We start from the raw sequence: 17,756 nt of genomic DNA, 5'->3' as shown, positions 1-17,756 counted from the left end.
ATTGAGCGATACGCTGTACGGTCTTAGCGATACAGCGTACGGAAACCTCACCGAGAGAAGACCGGATGACCACCGCACCCACCCGCGAACCCGCCGCCGACCGGCGCGGCATCGATCCCGAGCTGCGTCGGCTGGCGATCGTCGTGCTGCTCGGGACGATCATGACGATCCTCGACACCACGATCGTGAACGTCGCCGTCACCACCCTCGGCAAGGACTTCGACGCCTCGTTGTCGTCGATCCAGTGGGTGATGACCGGCTACACGCTGGCCCTGTCCATGGCCATTCCACTCACCGGCTGGTCGGTCCGCCGCTTCGGCGCGCGCACGATGTGGCTGACCTCGCTCGTGCTGTTCATCTCCGGCTCGCTGCTGTGCGGACTGGCCTGGTCGGTACCCGCCCTGATCGCCTTCCGGATCCTGCAGGGCGTCGGCGGCGGCATGCTGATGCCGATCGGCCAGACCGTACTGGCCCGGGCCGCCGGGCCCGATCGGATGGGCCGGGTGATGACCATCGTCTCGGTGCCGGCCATGCTCGCGCCCGTGCTCGGCCCGCTGCTCGGCGGCGTGATCCTCGACAGCGTCAGCTGGCGCTGGCTGTTCTTCATCAACATCCCGTTCTGCGCGCTGGCGCTCGCCGCCGCGCTGCGCATGATGCCCCGCGACACCGAGCGCGACCCGGGCGCGCCGCTGGACCTCGTCGGCATGCTGCTGCTGTCCCCCGGCCTGGCCGCGCTGGTGTACGGCCTGGCCGAGACCGGCAAGGGCGCGGGGCTGTCGAACCCCCGCTTCCTGACCGGTGTCGTGGCCGGCATCATGCTGGTCGCGGCGTTCGTGGCGCACGCGCTGCGCAAGGGGGCGGGAGCGCTGATCGATGTGCGGCTGCTGCGCGACCGCTCGTTCGCCGCCGCGACCGGCGGGCTGTTCGTCTACTGCGTTCCGATGTTCGGCCTGACGGTGCTACTGCCGCTGTTCTCCCAGGTCGTGCGGGGTGAGTCACCGATGGACGCGGGATGGCTGATCTCCCCGCTCGGCCTCGGCGCGATGATCACGATGACGGTGGCGGGGAGGATGACCGACCGGTACGGGGCGCGATGGATCGCGACCGCCGGGGTGGCGCTGGTGCTGGCCGGGACGCTGGTCCTGACCCGGATCGACCCGTCCACCGGCCATCCGACACTGATGGCCCTGATACTGGTGATCGGCCTGGGGCACGGCGCCGTGTCCCCGGTCCTGATGGCGGCCGCCTACCAGGGGATCCCGCGTGAGTCGGTGCCCGCCGCGACGACCGGCGCCAGCATCCTCATCCGGGTCGGCAGCTCGTTCGGCACCGCGATCCTCACGATCCTCCTCCAGATCATGATCCGCGCCGAGGTGCCGGGCGCGACCGGCAACCTCAAGGACGCCGTGACCCACCGCACCGCGCAGACGCCCGCGCAGCTCACCTCGGCGTTCACGGACACGTTCTGGTGGGCGGCGGCGCTCCTGGCGGTCACGCTGGTCCCCGTGCTGCTGGTTCCGCGCAGGCGCGGCGCCGCATGAACCGTCGGGATCAGCAGGTGTGATGTTCGATGGAGGCAAGGGCACGATCGGCGACCTGGAGGACCCAGAAGCCGCCCTTCGGGAGCTTGGGATCCTCCGGGGGCCGGGCGCCGAGTTCCTCACAGGCCCGGGTGATCAGGTCGGGCACGAGTTCCCCGTGGGTGCAGATCACCACGGGGACGCCGTCGGCGAGGAGTTCGGCGAGGCGGTCGCCCGGGGCCTTGGCGGTGCCGACGGTGACGGCCCAGTCGGTGCGGACGTCCGCGGCGGTCCGGGCGGCGTAGGGCAGGACCGTCTCGAGGCAGCGGGCCGTCGCCGAGCTGATCACCCGCGCCGGGCCGTAACAGACGAGCACGTCGTCGAGCCGCTGGGCCTGCGCGCGTCCCTCCTGGTCGAGGGGGCGCAGCAGGTCGTCGTCCTCCCAGTCCCGCTTCTGCCCGGCGGCGGCGTGCCGGAGGACGATGTACGGCGTGGTGCGCAAGGGACCGGCGGCGAACTCTCGCAGCACGTCGCGGTCGTGGTCGTGGCTGAGACACCGCTCCGCCTCGGCGATCGGCAGCCACTCGATCCGGTCGACCTCTTCACTCGGGACGAACCGGGCCTCCTCCCCGGTCGCCGCCCAGTAGTCGACCCGCTTCGGGCGGCCTCGCACCGCATAGCGGACCGTGCGCAGCCGGCGGCCGAGCACCGGCCAGACGCCGGTCTCCTCCCAGACCTCGCGGGCGGCGGCGCGTACGACGTGCTCGTCGCGGTCGACCTTGCCCTTCGGGAAGGACCAGTCGTCGTACCGGGGGCGGTGGATCAGTGCGACGAGCGGCCGGCCGTCCGGGCCGGGCCGCCACAGGACCGCGCCGGCGGCGCGGATCGTCCCCGGGGGATCAGGATTCAACGGTCCTCCAGCGGCGTGCCCGCATCAGGTTGGTCTGCACGTCGATGTCTCCCCCGTGGCGGGTCCAGACGCCGCTCTCGCCGAGGATCCAGCACTTGGTGTTCGGGCCCATCGCGAGGTCGAAGCGGCCGACGAGGTCCGCGCAGTGGGCCGGGTCGGTGACGCGCACGAGCGTCTCGACCCGGCGGTCCAGGTTGCGGTGCATGAGGTCGGCGCTGCCGATCCAGACCTCGTGCTCGCCGCCGTTCTCGAAGGCGTACACCCGGGAGTGCTCGAGGAACCGGCCGAGGATGCTGCGGACCTGGATCGTCTCCGACATGCCGGGCACACCGGGGCGGAGCGCGCAGATGCCGCGGACCCACACGTCGATCGGGACGCCCTCCTGCGACGCCCGGTAGAGGGCGTCGATGAGCACCTCGTCGACCAGGGCGTTGCACTTGAATCGGATGCGCGCGGGCCGGCCCTGCTCGTGGTGCTCGATCTCCCGCTCGATGCGCTCGACCAGCCCGGCCCGCAGGGAGTCGGGGGCGACCAGGAGCCGCCGGTAGTCGGTGTCCCGCGAGTAGCCGGTCAGGTGGTTGAACAGGGCGCTGACGTCCTGCCCGACCTCGGGGTCGGCGGTCAGCAGGCCGTAGTCCTCGTAGATCCGGGCCGTCTTGGGGTTGTAGTTGCCGGTGCCGATGTGGCAGTAGCGGCGCAGCGAGCCGTCGGACTCCTGCCGGACGACCAGCGCGACCTTGCAGTGGGTCTTGAGGCCGACGAAGCCGTACACCACGTGACAGCCGGCGCGCTCCAGCTTGCGCGCCCAGGTGATGTTCGCCTGCTCGTCGAACCGCGCCTTGATCTCGACGACCACGACGACCTGCTTACCCGCCTCGGCGGCGTCGATGAGGGCGTCGATGATCGGCGAGTCACCGCTCGTGCGGTACAGCGTCTGCTTGATCGCCAGGACCTGCGGGTCGGCGGCGGCGTCCTCGATGAGGCGCTCGACGCTCGTGGTGAAGGAGTCGTACGGGTGCTGGACGAGGACGTCGTGGTCGCGCAGGGTGGCGAAGATGTCGGTGTCGTGCGGCAGCGCCGCCTCGGACGGGACGAACGGCGGGTACTTCAGCTCGCTGCGGTCCAGGTCCGCGATGGCGGACATGCCACCGAGGTCGAGCGGGCCGGGCACGCGGTACACAGCGCGCTCGTCGACCTCCAGCTCGGTCATCAGCAGGTCGAGGACCTCCGGGGTGATCGACTCCTCGACCTCCAGGCGTACGACGGGCCCGAACCTGCGGCGCAGCAGCTCGCGTTCGAGGGCCTGCAGGAGGTCCTCGGCGATGTCCTCGTCGACCTCCAGGTCCTGGTTGCGGGTGACCCGGAAGGCGTGGTGCTCGAGGATCTCGGTCCCGGTGAACAGCGCCGGCAGGTTCTCGGCGATCACGTCCTCCAGCGGCACGAACCGCGACGGCGACGCCTCCAGGAACCGCGGCAGCAGCGGCGGGACCTTGACGCGCGCGAACATGGTCGTGCCGATCTCCGGATCGCGGACCAGCACCGCCAGGTTGAGGGACTGCCCGGAGATGTACGGGAAGGGGTGCGCCGGGTCGACCACCAGGGGCGTCAGCACGGGGTAGATCTGCCGCCGGAACAGGCGGTTCAGGCTCTCCTTCTCGGTGTCGGCCAGCTCGTCCCAGCGCAGGACCTCGATCCCCTCCTTGGCGAGGGCCGGCAGGATCTCCTCGCGGAAGAGGGCGGCGTGCTCGAGCATCAGCTCGCGCGCGACCTCGGAGGTGTGCGCGAGCACCTCGCGGGGCTGGCGGCCGCTGGCGCTCTGCACGGCGATTCCGGTGGCCATGCGCCGGGTCAGCCCGGCGACCCGCACCATGAAGAACTCGTCCAGGTTGGTCGCGAAGATCGACAGGAACCGTACGCGCTCGAGCAGCGGCAGCGACGGGTCGGCGGCCAGGTCCAGGACGCGCTGGTTGAACCGGAGCCAGCTCTCTTCTCGATCAAGAAACCGATCCTCCGGCAGCCCGTCCGCGGAACGAGCAAAATGCCCTGGTTCAACACTCATGAGGTATATGGTCCCCATTTTTGGTGAACGGAAAGCGAACGAGATGTTGCCGGTCCGATTTCCCCCGTCACCCCGCTGACCGGCAAAGACCCGGCCAGGTCGGTGACGCGCGTCAGGCCTCCTCGGCGGGTTCCCGGCCGATACGACCGGCCAGTCCGGCGGCGGTCAGAGTGAGATGCCGGGCCAGCACCTCGGCCGCGGTGTCGGCGTCGCGGGCCAGCGCCGCCTCCTCCAGCCGGCGGTGCTCGGCGATCCCGTCCCGGTCGGGGTTGCGCTGCGCCGACCAGCGGCGCGCCAACTCGCTCGCGGTCCACATCCGGTCGAAGGTCTCCAGCAGGACGGGGTTGCCGCACCCCTCCAGCAGGGTGCGGTGGAAGAGCCGGTGGGCCTCGGACCAGGCGCTGGTGTAGTACTCGCCCTCCTCCGGCGCGTACTCCGGGGTACGGACCAGGCGGTGGTGGGCGGCTCGTACGCGGGCCTCCCAGTCGACGTCACCGCGCTCGATGGACATGCGCAGCACGACCGGTTCGATGGTCCGGCGGGCCTCCGCGATCTCCTGCCAGCGGCGGTCGGAGAAGGCGGGAACGGCGAACCCGCGGTTGGGCAGCCGGTCGGCGAGCCCCTCGCCGACCACCCGCACGAGCGCCTCGCGCACGATGGCCAGGCTCACGCCCTGTTCCTTGGCGAGGTCCTGCGGTTTGAGGGCGTCACCGGGGGCGTAGTCCCCGCGCATGATCGCGTCCCGCAGGTGTTCGTAGACCTGCTCGGAGAGCATCTGCTTCCCCGGCGAGGGCGGGGTCTGGGTCGTCTGGCTCATGCCTGCAGGATAGACGATCGGATAGATAATCGATTATTCGTGCTATCGTCGATTCATCGATCGTCTCCAGCACAGCCGGAAAGGCAGGACGCGATGAGCGTCAACGACCCCTTCGCCCGCCTCCCCGAGGCGGCCTCCTTCACCGTCACCAGCACCAACGTCACGGACGGCGCCGCCTGGTCGCCCGAGCAGTGGTCCTCCGGCGTCCCCGGCGGGAAGGACGTCTCCCCGCACCTGTCCTGGAGCGGCGCTCCGGAAGGCACCAAGAGCTACGCCGTCACCGTCTACGACCCCGACGCCCCCACCGGGTCCGGGTTCTGGCACTGGGCGGTCGCCGACATCCCCGCCACCGTCACCGAACTGCCCGAGGGCGCCGGCGACGACACCGGCTCGGGCCTACCCGAAGGCGCCTTCCAACTGCCCAACGACGCCCGCGTGGCCCGCTACATCGGCGCCGCCCCGCCGGCCGGGCACGGCCCGCACCGCTACTTCCTCGTGGTGCACGCCCTCGACGTCGAGTCCATCGGCGTTCCGGCCGACGCCACGCCGGCCCTCCTCGGCTTCACCATGGCCGGTCACATCCTCGGCCGCGCGGTCCTGACCGCCACCGCCGAAACCCCCGCCTGAGATCAGAACGAGGATGGCCCTCGACCACGATCGTGGTCGAGGGCCATCCTCGTTGCGGCGACCGCCGCTCGGCGTCGCTAGCGGGCGCGGCGGACGACGTACGGCTGGATGACGCCGAGGCCGCGGGCCGGGCGGCGGCCGATGCGGACCAGTTCGTACGCGCCGTCGTCGCGCAGGCCGTCCGCCAGACCGGCGTCGGCCAGGACGGTGCCGGGCCGGGCGATCGAGGTGAGCCGGCTGGCGAGGTTCACGGTCGTGCCGAACACGTCGCCCATCAGCGAGAGCACCAGGCCGTACGCCATGCCGACCCGCACGTCCATATCGCCCCCGGCGCGTACCGCCTCGGCGATGCGCAGCCCGATCTCCGCGCCCAGCGTGGGGGTGTCGGCGGTGTAGAGGACCTCGTCGCCCAGGGTCTTGACGATCCGGCCGCCGTGCTCGGCCACGACGTCGGAGGCGGTCTCCTCGAAGCGTTCGACCAGCTCGGCCAGCTCCAGCTCGCCGAGGTTCCGGCTGGTCGCGGTGAACCCCACGATGTCGGCGAAGCCCACCGCGACCCGGAGGCGTCCCGGCACGGCGTCCTCCGCCGCCGACGCGGTCAGCGCGCGGGTGCCGGCGGCGGCGAGCTGCCGTCGCCACGCGTGGACGAGGAGCGGTTCCAGCGCTGCGACGTGGCTCTCGGCGTGGTCCACGATGAGACGGACGACGTCCGGCGAGGGCGGCTGCAGGGGGTCGGCGAGCGCGCCGACGATGATGTCGACCTGCCACTCGGCGAGCCGCGCCATCGTCTGGCCGACGGCGCGGACCATCCGCAGGACCATCTCCGCGTCCAGCACGCCCTCGCCGAGGATGTCCTTGATCCGGACGAGCGCGTCGAGGTCGCCCTCGGTGAAGGCGACCGTGTCGTCGGCGAGGTGCGGGAAGCCGAAGGCCCGCCACAGCCGCTGGGTGAACTCCTGCGACACCCCGGCGCGTTCGATCGCGTCGACCCGGGTGAACCTCAGCTCGCCGCCGAGGAGGAGCTCCTCGATCTCCCTGGGCTCCGGCGCGTCGCTCATCTACGGCTTGACGCCGTCGCCGTCGGTCAGCTCCTCGACGATCCGGTAGAGCTGGTTCTGGGCGTACTCGACGCGGGGGATGTTCTTCAGGACGAGCTGGCCGTGCTCACCGCCCGACTCGACGATCAGCGTGCCGGTGCCCAGCATCCGCTGGATGAGGTTGTGCTCGAACGACACGTCGTTGACCCGGGTGAGCGGGATGTCACGCCCGGAGCGGGACAGGATGCCGTGCCGCAGCACGAACCGCCGATTCGTGAGCGTGTAGGAGGTGGTCACCCAGCGCAGGAAGGGGACCAGCCCGAAGACGAGGATCACGACGACCGCGACCGCCGCGATGATCAGGCGGATGATCGTCTGTGCGCCGCCGCCCGGGATGAAGAAGATGGCGACCGCGGCCACGACCACCGTCACGACCGACCAGAAGATCGTGCCGACCAGTGTCGACCAGTGCGGGTGGAACTCGAGGACGATCTCCTCGTCCCCGCCCAACGAGCTCTTCGCAAGACCCATGGCCGCAATCCTGACAGAAACCGACGGTCTACGACGATCAGAGTGCTGATCAGGTTACGAAGTGCATGACGATGACGATGAGGGCGATGAGCCACACCCCGCCGCCGCCGACCAGACCGCCGGTCGCGGTGTCGACGGCGTACTCGCGCTCCTCGTGCGACGTACGGAGCCGGATCCAGCCGCCCGCCGCGAGCTGCCCGAGCCAGGGCGCCGCCAGCACCGGCCCGTACACCAGGACCAGCCGCACCTGCCCCAGGCCGCGCAGGCTCTCGGCGAGCTCGAAGCCGACGGCGGTGACGACCACGGCCACCACGAAGCCCAGCACCGCCATCTGGATGTAGCGGCCGGTGAGGGGATAGTGCACCGGCTCGCGCACGCGCCGGTGCGCCTCCCCCACCAGCTCGGCGGCGGCCTGGTCGGGCCGTACGTCGTCGGCGGGCTCCGGAAGCGGGCCGACCGTGTGCGATCCGAAGCGGGTGGTCAGCTCCCGCCAGACGCCGGCGGCCCGCTCCTCCAGACCGTCGAGGCGCGCCCACTCCTGTTCGACGGAGGCGTACGCCGCCGTCCGCCGCTCCTCGGCCTCCGCCAGGCCGCGCCGGGCCCCCTCCGCGGCCAGCAGCCTCCGGCCGGCCTCGGCCGCGTACTCCTTGTACGCGCGCCGTGCCGCCTGCGGGTCCGTCATCAGCCCTCCGCCCTCACCCGGCACCGTCCCCGGACTCGCTCATCACCTCGAACGGGATGATCGGCTGGGGCGGCACGCCGGTGCGCTGGTCATGGAACAGCGCCCGCCGGTGACGCGGGCTCCAGCTCAGCAGCTGACCGCCCGGCAGCGGCGACAGCTCACTGTCCCGTACGTCCAGGGCGACCCACGCGTCCATGTTGCGGACCGACCCGACGCGCTCGACGACGTCGGCCTTGAGCCGGTCCGTCGTCCGCCACCAGCCGAGCACGTGCATCCGGCGTTCCGGGCCGTGCTCGACGAGGCGGCGGATCGCCCGGCGCAGGTCGTCCGAGCGACCGGTCCCGGCGTCCACCGCGAACAGCGCGAGGTACTCGGGCACGTCCCGGTCGGCGGGCTCGGGCAGGTCGCCGCCGAGCGTCACCTCGTGGCCGTCGTCGGCCAGCCGCCGGGCCAGCAGCCCGACCCGTGGCTCGAGCTGCCCGTCCAGCGCGTACAGCCGGAAGACCGCCGACCCGGGCGCGTGCCCGCGGGACAGCGACAGCACCGCCGAGGCCAGCACGTCGTACGCCTCGTCGGCACGGGTGCCGACCACCGCGAGGTTGCGGCCGGGCGCGCGGTCGAAGCGCACGGTCGCCGGGCTGCCGGCCAGGTCGATGAGCTGGCCGACCGCGCTCTCGCCCGGCGGCAGGACCGGCGCGGTCATCAGCTCGGGCACGTGCGCGCCGTCGAAGATGCGGGGCGGCGCGAGGTGCTCGGGGCGGCGCTGCCACAGCTCCCGCTGCAGCGCGTCGAACGTGCCCGCGACGCCGGCGTCCGGCAGCCGGGCGATGCGGTTGGCCTGCCGCGCGCCCGACTCGGCGTTCACGACCGCGCAGAAGCGCGCGACCTGCGACGCGGCGAAGTTGTCGTCGGCGAGGATGCGGCGCGCCTTGGGCAGCGCGATCCGCAGCGTGAACTGGTCGAGGATGGCCCCGCGTCCCCACAGCGACTGCACACCGCTGACGTTCTGGCTGGCCAGGACGAGGTGGATGCCCTGGGACCGGCCCCGGCGGGCCAGGTCGTTGAGGAGGTACAGCGACTCGTCGGTGATCTTGTCCTGCTGCTGGATCAGCACCTGGAACTCGTCGATCACCGCGACGATGCGCGGCCAGTGCCCGTCCGGGTCGACGGCCCGCAGCTCCTCCAGCTTGGTGACCTCGTGCTCGCGGGCGGCGGCGCCCCGGCGCTCGAGCTCGCGGGCCAGGAAGCGCAGCAGCGCCAGGCCGAACTCCCGGTCGTTGTTGATGTTCACGCCGATGAGCCGGGCGTGCGGCAGCCACGTCTTGTCGGTACGGCCGCTGGCCAGGCGGGCGAACGACACGCCCTCCTTGAAATCCAGCAGGTAGAACTCCAGCTCGTCGGGTGAGTACCGCGCGGCCATCGACCCGATCATGGCGTAGAGGAAGTTCGTCTTGCCGGAGCCGGGCGGACCGCCGACGAGCGCGTGCACCGGGTCGTCGCCGAGGAAGACCTCCACCGGCTCGTACCGGTCGACGTCCTCGCCGATCGGGGCGCGCACGCCGGCCGCCGACGACTCGCTCCACATCCGGTGCGGGACGAGCTCGGCGAAGCGCGGCGGGTCGCGTTCGATGCCCGCCCAGCGGGCGGCGCGCTCGCACACCGCGCGGACCAGCTCGGGCGGCGGCGGCTCGACCGTCACCTCCAGCTCGCCGGTCATCGAGGTGGTGACGCGGCCGTCCGCCGTGATGTCGACCGCCTCGATGCCCGGCGCGTCCTCGACCGGCACGTCGCGGCAGATCACGTGGATGCCGCAGGCCGCGCCGGCGTGCATCACGCTGGTCAGGTGGGCGACCTCGTCGTCGCGGAGGCCGCGCACCGGGCTCTGCACGATCACGACCTGCCACGGCTCGGGCCGCCGGCCGGTGGCCGCGGCCAGCTCCGCGAGCGAGGAGTGCCCGCCGCCGAGCACGTCGCGCTGGATGCGCCGGATGTCGCGGTCCAGCGAGCCGAGGAGGTCCTTGAACTCTTCGACGCCGTACACGGTGAGCAGCCCCGGCCGGGACAGCGCGTGGAAGCCGCCGAGCCCCGCCCCGAGGCGCCGCGGGTCGTACAGGCTCACCCGTACGGAGCCGGGCCGCGTCGTGGCGACGATCCGGACGAGCAGCGCGTCGACGACGGCGTCGGCGACCGGCGTCTGGCCCCCGGTGATCCTCAGGTGGCCGGAGTCCAGCAGCGGGACGAGGGCGGGAACCTCACCGGCGGCCGTGCCGACGCGGTACAGGCACGGCCCGGAGTCGGCCGGCTCCGGCTCGGCCGGCCAGTCGGTCCAGGGCGCGGACGCGGCGCCGGGCGCGGCCTCGGCGGCCAGCTCCCGCCAGCCGGCGACCGCCATCGCGGTCTCCGGGCCGCTGGTCGCCGCGACGTCCCGGCGGCTCTGCTCGACCGCGGCCTCGGCCTGGGCGATCTCTTCGTCGAGCCTGCTCCTGCGGGCGCGGATGGCACCACGCGCCTGCCGGATGTCCTTGCGCACGGCGGCAACGAGATCGCCGGGCTTGAGCGTCATGTGGGGGTTCCTGCGGCTTTCACGCAGAGGGCGGTGGGCGATGGACCTCGGTCGGGGACGTGCTGGTGTGCGGTCGCCTCAGAGCCCCTCTGCGTAGGCGTTCGCCTCTTCGATCGCGGCGGCGATCTGCTTCTGGCACTCCTCGATGCTCTCGACCGCCTGCCCCATCGCGCCCAGCGCACCGCTCAGGGCATCGTGCTCGCTCCCCTGCGCCACGGCGATGAGGTACTGCAGCGCCGACTCGGCTCGGCCGCCCGCCTGGACGAGCAGCTGCACGGCCTGCTCGGCCTCTTCGCCGGCCTGGGCGATGGCGCCCTTGAGCTCAGCCACACTGGCCATGCAACGACCTCCGGAGGATGGGGATAGCCCAATTAAACCGGCGTGTCGCGGACCGGTCCAGTTGAGTCGGGCTCACAGAGTGTCCGGTGGATCACCGGACGGCCCTAGTTGTACTGACCGCGGACGTGGACGACGTCGCCGGCGCTGAGCGCGTGGTCGCCGTCGGCCGCGCGGACGACCAGGCACCCGTTCTCGTCGACGTCCACGGCCTCCCCGGTCAGGACGCCGTCCGGCGCGCCCGGGGCGCCGCCGGGCAGCTGCACGCGCACCTGACGGCCGAGCGTCGCGCACACCTCGCGGTACGCGTCCCGCAGCGTCCCCTCGGCCCACTCCCCGCAGAACTCGAGGTACCGGCCCGCCAGCTCGCGCAGGATCGCGCGAAGCACCGGGTCGCGGTCGGCGGGGGCGTCCTCCAACGTGAGCGAGGTCGCGGTGGGCACCGGCAGCTCGTCGGCGCGCAGGCTGACGTTCAGCCCGACGCCGAGCACGACGGCGTCGCCCGCGCGCTCGGCGAGGATCCCGGCGAGCTTGCGGCCGTGGATCAGCACGTCGTTCGGCCACTTCAGCGCCGCGTCGGCCATCCCGCCACGCGACGTTCCCTCGATCTCGGCGAACCCGCGCAGGGCGCGCACCACCGCCACGCCGGCCACGAGCGGCAGCCAGCCGAGCCGGGCGACCGGCACGGGAGGCCGCAGCAGCACCGAGAAGGCCAGCCCCGAACGCGGCGGGGCGGTCCACGCCCGGTCGAGGCGGCCGCGCCCGGCCGTCTGCGCCTCGGCGACGAGGACCAGGCCCTCCTCCGCGCCGGCACGGGCCTGCTCCGCCAGGTCGGCGTTGGTCGAGCCGGTCTCGGCGACCACCCGGATCCGCCGCCACAGCCCGTCGGGATGGACGAGCGCGCGGTTCAGCGCCCGCTCGTTCAGCGGCGGACGATCCAGATCGGTGTACGGCGAAGGGCTCACCTGCCCAGCCTAGGGGGCCGGCGCCGTACCGGAGAGGGCGCGGTGGTCCTCGGCCCCGCAACGCGAAAGGAGGGCCTGGCTGCTGTTGCCAGACCCTCCTCCTGGGTGCGAAGCGACCCTTACGAAGATCGCCTGTTGCGTACCGGCCGGATCCGCCGTGGGGCCCCCTCCCCGGGAACGTAGACCTTGCGGGGAGCGGGGGTGAAGGCCTCGCCCTTGGTGAGGCTGCCGCCGTCCTCGACGGAGACCTGCTGGTCGGAGGCATCGCCGATGGTGAGCTTGCCGCCGGAGCGGGCCTCGACGCGGCTCTCTTCGGAGGCCTCGCCGAGGGTGAGCCTGCCGCCGTACCAGACCTCGGCCTTGCTCTGGTCGAGGGCCTCGCTGAGGGCGGCCGTGGCGCCCTCGCCGACCCAGACCTGGCTCTGGTCGAGGGCCTCGCTGAGGGCGGCCGTGGCGCCCTTGCCGACCCAGACCTGGCTCTGTCCGGTGGCCCTGCCGATGGTGACAATGCCACTGTATTGGGCGGTGACGCGGCCTTCGCCGGATACCTCGGTGATGCTGGCCGTGCCGCCGTGGTGGAGGACGACGTGGCTCTGGCCGGAGACCGTGCCGATGCCGGCCGTGCCGCCGTGGTAGAGGACGACGTGGCTCCGGTCGGCGACCGTGCCGATGGTGGCCATGCCGTCGTCGCCGTCGGGCTTGTAGCTGTACGTGATGAGGACACAGCCGTTTTCGGAGACCTCGCCGATGGTGGCCCTGCCGTCGCTGTGAACGACGACGTTGCCCTCGTCGAAGTCCTCGTCGCGCGCGAGGCGGAGGAGGACGTCCTCGTCACTCGTGCCCGAAACCTTGTCGATGGTGGCCTTGCCGTTGAGGACGTCGACACGACCGGTGACGGTCTCGGCCCGGAGGGTACCGCCGTCGACCTCGACGTGGCCGGTGACGATCTCGGTTCGGAGGGTACCGCCGTCGACCTTGACGTGGCCGGTGACGGTCTCGGCCCGAAGTGTGCCGCCGGCCTTGACGGCGACACTGCCGGTGATCATCTTGAGCTTGACGTCCTCGCCGGCGAAGACGACGAGGTCATAGGTGGTGCGGGAGTCCATGGTGAAGCCCCTTGTCGTTATGGTCTCTGGTCTGTGTTGCACCGCGTTGAGCGACGGTGCCGGCAGGGTCTTGTGTCGCGCCGCCGGCTTGCGGCGCAACCCCTGAATCACACCGTGCGGCCTGCGGTTCCTCGCGCAACCATGAACCACGACGAGACCTGGACCGCCCCGGCCCAGGGGCCGGGAACGGCGCCGAGCCGTCAGTCCAGGGTGATGTCGAGGGTTCGGAGGCGGGCCGGGTCGGCGATGACGTCGATGGCGGTGATCGCGCTCCCGGCGAAGGCGAACCGGATGACCACCGAGAGCCGGCCGAGCGGCGCCATGACGAGGGCCGGGCCTCCGTCGACCAGGGCCAGGGCGGTGAAGCGGGCGCGGGGGGTCGCGGCGACGGCGCTTCGGGCGACGGCCAGGGCGCCTTGCAGGGTGAGGGGTCTGGCGGCGGCGGTGACCGCCGCGTCGGCGCGGAGCTCGACCTCGGGGTCGAGCAGGGTCAGCAGTGCCTCGAAGTCCCCGGTCCGCGTCGCCGCCAGGTAGGCCTCGACGGCGTGCCGCCGGCGGGCCGGATCCGCGGTCTGCGTCCCGGTACCGCGCACCTTGGCGCGGGCTCGGCTGGCGAGCTGCCGGACGGCGGCGGGGCTGCGCTCCATCATGTGCGCGATGTCGTCGAAGGCCACGTCGAACATGTCGTGCAGGACGAACGCGATCCGCTCCGCCGGGCTCAGCCGGTCGAGCACGACCAGCATCGCCAGCCCGACCGAGTCGGCCAGTTCGGCCTCCTCCTGCGGTATCCGGTCCTCGTCGGCCGCGCCGAGCCAGTCGGCGGTGAAGTTTTCCAGGGACTCCTCGCGCCGGGTCTGGCGCGCCCGGAGCAGGTTGAGGCAGACGCGGCTGACCACGGTCGTCAGCCAGGCCGCCAGGTTCTCGATCTGTGACAGGTCGGTCCGGTCGAACCGCAGCCAGGCCTCCTGGACCGCGTCGTCCGCCTCGGCGCCGGAGCCGAGCATCCGGTACGCGAGCGCCCGCAGCCGGGGCCGTTCTGCCTCGAACGTGTCGAGCGACAAAAAATCCTGGATCACCGTGTCACATTCCTGAGCCCGGCCGGGTCGTAGCCGTGTTGCACCGCAAATCTACACAGCAGGGAGATCAAGGGATGTCCAACACCATTCTGGTCACCGGCGGCACGGGGCTTCTCGGCTCGCAGGTGGTTCCGCTCCTCCGGCGGGCCGGGCACGAGGTCCGGGTGCTGAGCCGCCACGACCGGCAGCCGGGCGACGGCGTGGAGTACGTGGCCGTCGACCTGCTGACCGGGGACGGCCTCGACGAGGCGCTCGGCGGGGTGCGGATCGTGTTGCACCTGGCCGGCGGGCCCAAGGGCGACGATGTTGGCACCCGGAACCTGGTCCAGGCCGCCAAGCGTGCGGGCACCGTGGAACACCTGGTGCTCATCTCGGTCATCGGCGCGGACGCCGTGCCGATCGGCTACTTCGCCCGTAAGGCGGAGGCCGAGCGGATCGTGGCCGCCTCCGGCATCCCGTACACGATCCTGCGCGCCGCGCAGTTCCACGAGCTGGCGCTGAAGACGGTCCGGGCCATGGCGAAGGCGCCGGTCCTGCCGGCGCCCGGCGGGATCCGCTGGCAGCCGGTCGCCTCCGGCGAGGTGGCGGCCCGGCTGGCCGAGCTGACCCTGGGCACCCCGGCGGGCCGCGTCCCCGACCTGGCCGGACCGCGCGTCTACACCCTGGAGGAGCTGCAGCGCGGTTACCTGGCCGCCGTGGGCAAGCGCCGGATGCGGCTGCCGATCCGCGTCCCGGGCAAGGTCGGCAAGGCCTACCGGTCGGGGGCCAACCTCACCCTGGACGCGCCTACCGGCAGCGACACCTGGGAGCGGTTCCTGACCGCCCAGACCACCGGCGCGTGAGCAGCGAAGGGGGCCGTCAGCGGGGGGCCTTGCCGGAGATGCCGACGCCGAAGTCGAACTCGCGGTAGACGCGCGCCCAGAAGCCCTCCCGCAGCCAGTCGCGGGCCTCCTTGTAGGGGCGCAGCGAGTGGCCGAGCTCCTTCTCGCCCTCGATCAGCAACTCCTTGTCGATGACCGTGGGCAGGATCGGGCCGGGCAGCAGGTCGCGGATGTTGTCCCGGCCACGGGTGAGGATCCACTTGTGCGCGATGTGCTCGCCGATCTCCTCGACGCGGTCGCGGCTGGGGCCCAGTTTGGCGACCGGGCTCGGCTGCGCCGGGCGGACCGGCGGCGGGGCCGGCTTCGGCGGCCGGGCGCCGAAGACCGCGGTGGGCGACGGGATCGGCGGCGCGACGGGCGGCTCCGGGGCCGTCTCGCGGGAGGTGTCGAGCGTGAAGTACGGCTTGACGAAGTCGGCGTTCACCACGTCGACGGTGTCGGACTCCCAGATCAGCCGCTCGGCCTGGTTGGTGCCGTACGGCGGCTCGACGCCCCACAGGTGGATGAGGACCCCATAGGTCTGCGCGGCCTCCACGGCCGGGAGCATGTCCTCGTCGCCGGCCAGCAGGATGGCGTCGGTGACGGCGCCGTGCCGGGCGAGCGTTTCCAGGTCCTCGCGGATCTGGGCGTCGACGCCCTTCTGCTGGTTGTGCTTGTTGAGGTTGCCGAGCCGGAGCTTCACCTGGGGCAGCGGCGCGACGACCCGCTGGTCGATCGTCGGCACGCGGTCGCGAGCGGCGTCGAACCAGTAGATGCGCAGCAGCTCTTTCTCACGCATGCAGGTGCCCGCTCGATCCTGGAGGGCCTTGATGAGGCCCTCGGCGTCCACCCGGTAGGAGCGGCGGGAGGAGACGCCGAACAGGAGGTCACCCGCCGCGGCGTAGAGATACCCCACGTCTACGAGGATCGCGTAGCGCGGCAGCGGCGACGGTTGAGACACGGACTCGCGAACAGTCATCACCTATGACTTTAGGTGAAGATCAGCCTCCCGTCCTCGGTTGTGCCGCCTTTCTGGCCGCTCAGCGGCGCTTTCGCACGTGAACGGCACACCGACCGCCGACACGCCGCCGTCCGGTCGCGCGGTATCCCGGAATCGGTACGGCCCGTTATCCGCGCGCAGCACTGTGATCGACGTAACGGAGCACCCGGGGACGACGCACCATAGGATCTACTACGAGAGGTAGTACTACGAGATGTAGTAGATGAACGGAGGGCCGCGGGGATGAACCCGCTCGACATCGCCCGGTGGCAGTTCGGGATCACGACCGTCTACCACTTCCTGTTCGTACCACTGACGATCGGCCTGTCCGCGCTCGTGGCGGGTCTGCAGACGGCCTGGGTGCGGACCGGGGCCACGGGCTACCTCCGCGCGACGAAGTTCTGGGGGAAGCTCCTCCTGATCAACTTCGCGATGGGGATCGTCACCGGCATCGTGCAGGAGTTCCAGTTCGGGATGAACTGGAGCGCCTACTCCCGGTTCGTCGGTGACGTGTTCGGCGCGCCGCTGGCCTTGGAGGGACTGCTCGCCTTCTTCCTCGAGTCGACCTTCCTCGGCCTGTGGATCTTCGGCTGGGACAAGCTACCGAAGAAGATCCACCTGGCCTGCATCTGGATCGTCTCCGTCGGAACGCTGCTGTCGGCGTACTTCATCCTCGCCGCCAACTCCTGGATGCAGCACCCGGTCGGCTACCACCTCGACCCGGCGACCGGACGCGCCCGGCTGACCGACTTCTGGGCCGTGCTGACCAACTCGACGATGCTCGTCACCTTCCCGCACACGATCACCGCGGCCTTCGTCACGGCGGGCCTGTTCATGGTCGGCATCAGCGCGTGGCACCTGGCCCGGCGCCGGCACGTCGAGGTCTTCCGGCCGTCGATGAAGATCGCCCTGGCCGTCACGCTGATCGCCTCGATCGGCGTCGCCGTCACCGGTGACCTGCAGGGCAAGGTCATGACGAAGCAGCAGCCGATGAAGATGGCCGCGGCGGAGGCCCTGTACAAGACGGCACAGCCCGCGTCGTTCTCCCTGTTCACCATCGGCACCCTCGACGGCCGCAAGGAGGTCTTCGGCGTCAAGGTCCCGCGGGTCCTGTCGTTCCTCGCCACCGGGGACTTCGACGGCAAGGTCGACGGCATCGACGACGTGCAGGCCGCCGAGCAGGCGAAATACGGTCCGGGCGACTACCGGCCGGTCGTCCCGGTGACCTACTGGAACTTCCGGATCATGGCCGGCATCGGGCTCCTCACCGCGTTCCTCGCCCTCCTGGGCCTGGTGCTCATGCGCCGCGGACGGCTGCCGCGCAACCGGTGGGTGTGGCGCGCGGGCGTGCTGTCGCTGGCCCTGCCGTTCATCGGCAACTCCGCCGGCTGGATCTTCACCGAGATGGGCCGCCAGCCCTGGTCCGTCTACGGCGTCATGAAGACCTCCGCGAGCGTCTCACCGGGCGTCTCGGCCACGTCGATGCTCATCTCCGTCCTCGCGCTGACCGCGCTGTACGCCGTGCTGATCGTCATCGAGACCGGGCTGATGGTGCGCTACGTCAAGGCCGGCCCGCCCTCCGAAGAGGACGTCGCGCCGCCCCCGCCCGGCGACGACGCCTCCGCCGAACAGTCGCTCACCTTCGCCTACTGACCTACTGACAAGGG

16 protein-coding genes are annotated in these 17,756 nt (G+C 71.6%); 4 read left to right on the top strand and 12 right to left on the bottom strand.

Annotation, left to right across the window (positions count from 1 at the left end; genetic code table 11):
• Window positions 1-65 precede the first annotated feature (65 nt).
• Complete coding sequence (locus tag ABD978_RS12590; RefSeq protein WP_345353260.1) at window positions 66-1,541, top strand: MDR family MFS transporter; 1,476 nt, start codon at window positions 66-68, stop codon at window positions 1,539-1,541.
• Window positions 1,542-1,551: 10 nt separating this feature from the next.
• Here the strand turns inward: ABD978_RS12590 and ABD978_RS12585 are convergent, their stop codons facing one another.
• The 3 genes from ABD978_RS12585 to ABD978_RS12575 all read right to left on the bottom strand — a co-directional run bounded on the left by ABD978_RS12585 (window position 1,552) and on the right by ABD978_RS12575 (window position 5,306).
• On the bottom strand, window positions 1,552-2,430 hold the full coding sequence (locus tag ABD978_RS12585) for an NUDIX hydrolase (protein ID WP_345353258.1): 879 nt from the start codon (window positions 2,428-2,430) through the stop codon (window positions 1,552-1,554).
• Window positions 2,420-4,489 carry an RNA degradosome polyphosphate kinase gene (locus tag ABD978_RS12580; RefSeq protein ID WP_345353256.1) on the bottom strand — a complete coding sequence of 690 codons (2,070 nt, stop codon included), beginning with the start codon at window positions 4,487-4,489 and terminating at the stop codon, window positions 2,420-2,422. The genes ABD978_RS12585 and ABD978_RS12580 overlap by 11 nt, the downstream gene beginning before the upstream one ends.
• A 112-nt stretch (window positions 4,490-4,601) precedes the next feature.
• Window positions 4,602-5,306, bottom strand: a complete 705-nt coding sequence (locus ABD978_RS12575) for a GntR family transcriptional regulator (protein WP_345353254.1) — start codon at window positions 5,304-5,306, stop codon at window positions 4,602-4,604.
• Window positions 5,307-5,399: 93 nt separating this feature from the next.
• On the opposite strand from ABD978_RS12575, the gene ABD978_RS12570 reads away from it, so the two are divergent.
• Window positions 5,400-5,933, top strand: coding sequence for a YbhB/YbcL family Raf kinase inhibitor-like protein (locus tag ABD978_RS12570; RefSeq protein WP_345353252.1), 534 nt, complete (start codon window positions 5,400-5,402; stop codon window positions 5,931-5,933).
• A 77-nt stretch (window positions 5,934-6,010) separates the two neighbouring features.
• Here the strand turns inward: ABD978_RS12570 and ABD978_RS12565 are convergent, their stop codons facing one another.
• The 8 genes from ABD978_RS12565 to ABD978_RS12530 all read right to left on the bottom strand — a co-directional run bounded on the left by ABD978_RS12565 (window position 6,011) and on the right by ABD978_RS12530 (window position 14,229).
• Window positions 6,011-6,991: an adenylate/guanylate cyclase domain-containing protein gene (locus ABD978_RS12565; RefSeq protein WP_345353250.1), complete on the bottom strand. Its 981-nt coding sequence runs from the start codon at window positions 6,989-6,991 to the stop codon at window positions 6,011-6,013.
• Complete coding sequence (locus tag ABD978_RS12560) at window positions 6,992-7,501, bottom strand: PH domain-containing protein (protein ID WP_345353248.1); 510 nt, start codon at window positions 7,499-7,501, stop codon at window positions 6,992-6,994. It lies immediately after the preceding gene.
• A 49-nt stretch (window positions 7,502-7,550) separates the two neighbouring features.
• On the bottom strand, window positions 7,551-8,183 hold the full coding sequence (locus tag ABD978_RS12555) for a hypothetical protein (protein ID WP_345353246.1): 633 nt from the start codon (window positions 8,181-8,183) through the stop codon (window positions 7,551-7,553).
• A gap of 13 nt (window positions 8,184-8,196) precedes the next feature.
• Window positions 8,197-10,746, bottom strand: coding sequence for an FtsK/SpoIIIE domain-containing protein (locus tag ABD978_RS12550; protein WP_345353244.1), 2,550 nt, complete (start codon window positions 10,744-10,746; stop codon window positions 8,197-8,199).
• A 78-nt stretch (window positions 10,747-10,824) separates the two neighbouring features.
• Window positions 10,825-11,085, bottom strand: coding sequence for a hypothetical protein (locus ABD978_RS12545; RefSeq protein ID WP_345353242.1), 261 nt, complete (start codon window positions 11,083-11,085; stop codon window positions 10,825-10,827).
• Window positions 11,086-11,189: 104 nt separating this feature from the next.
• Window positions 11,190-12,047, bottom strand: a complete 858-nt coding sequence (locus ABD978_RS12540; RefSeq protein WP_345353240.1) for a biotin--[acetyl-CoA-carboxylase] ligase — start codon at window positions 12,045-12,047, stop codon at window positions 11,190-11,192.
• A 119-nt stretch (window positions 12,048-12,166) separates the two neighbouring features.
• Complete coding sequence (locus ABD978_RS12535; RefSeq protein ID WP_345353238.1) at window positions 12,167-13,153, bottom strand: hypothetical protein; 987 nt, start codon at window positions 13,151-13,153, stop codon at window positions 12,167-12,169.
• A gap of 200 nt (window positions 13,154-13,353) precedes the next feature.
• Complete coding sequence (locus ABD978_RS12530; protein ID WP_345353236.1) at window positions 13,354-14,229, bottom strand: sigma-70 family RNA polymerase sigma factor; 876 nt, start codon at window positions 14,227-14,229, stop codon at window positions 13,354-13,356.
• 74 nt (window positions 14,230-14,303) lie between these two features.
• On the opposite strand from ABD978_RS12530, the gene ABD978_RS12525 reads away from it, so the two are divergent.
• Window positions 14,304-15,071 (top strand): SDR family oxidoreductase, encoded by a 768-nt coding sequence (locus ABD978_RS12525; RefSeq protein WP_345353234.1) that lies wholly within the window; start codon window positions 14,304-14,306, stop codon window positions 15,069-15,071.
• 16 nt (window positions 15,072-15,087) lie between these two features.
• On the opposite strand, the gene ABD978_RS12520 is transcribed toward ABD978_RS12525, so the two are convergent.
• Entirely contained in the window at window positions 15,088-16,068 is a 981-nt protein-coding gene (locus ABD978_RS12520; protein ID WP_345353232.1) for an NYN domain-containing protein, read from the bottom strand.
• Window positions 16,069-16,332: 264 nt separating this feature from the next.
• Between ABD978_RS12520 and ABD978_RS12515 the strand changes: the two genes are divergently transcribed.
• Entirely contained in the window at window positions 16,333-17,742 is a 1,410-nt protein-coding gene (locus tag ABD978_RS12515) for a cytochrome ubiquinol oxidase subunit I (protein ID WP_345353230.1), read from the top strand.
• Window positions 17,743-17,756: the final 14 nt, after the last annotated feature.

Source organism: Actinoallomurus liliacearum (genome assembly GCF_039542035.1).
GTDB classification, from domain to species: Bacteria; Actinomycetota; Actinomycetes; order Streptosporangiales; family Streptosporangiaceae; genus Actinoallomurus; species Actinoallomurus liliacearum.
This window is presented reverse-complemented; position numbering and strand designations above follow the sequence as displayed.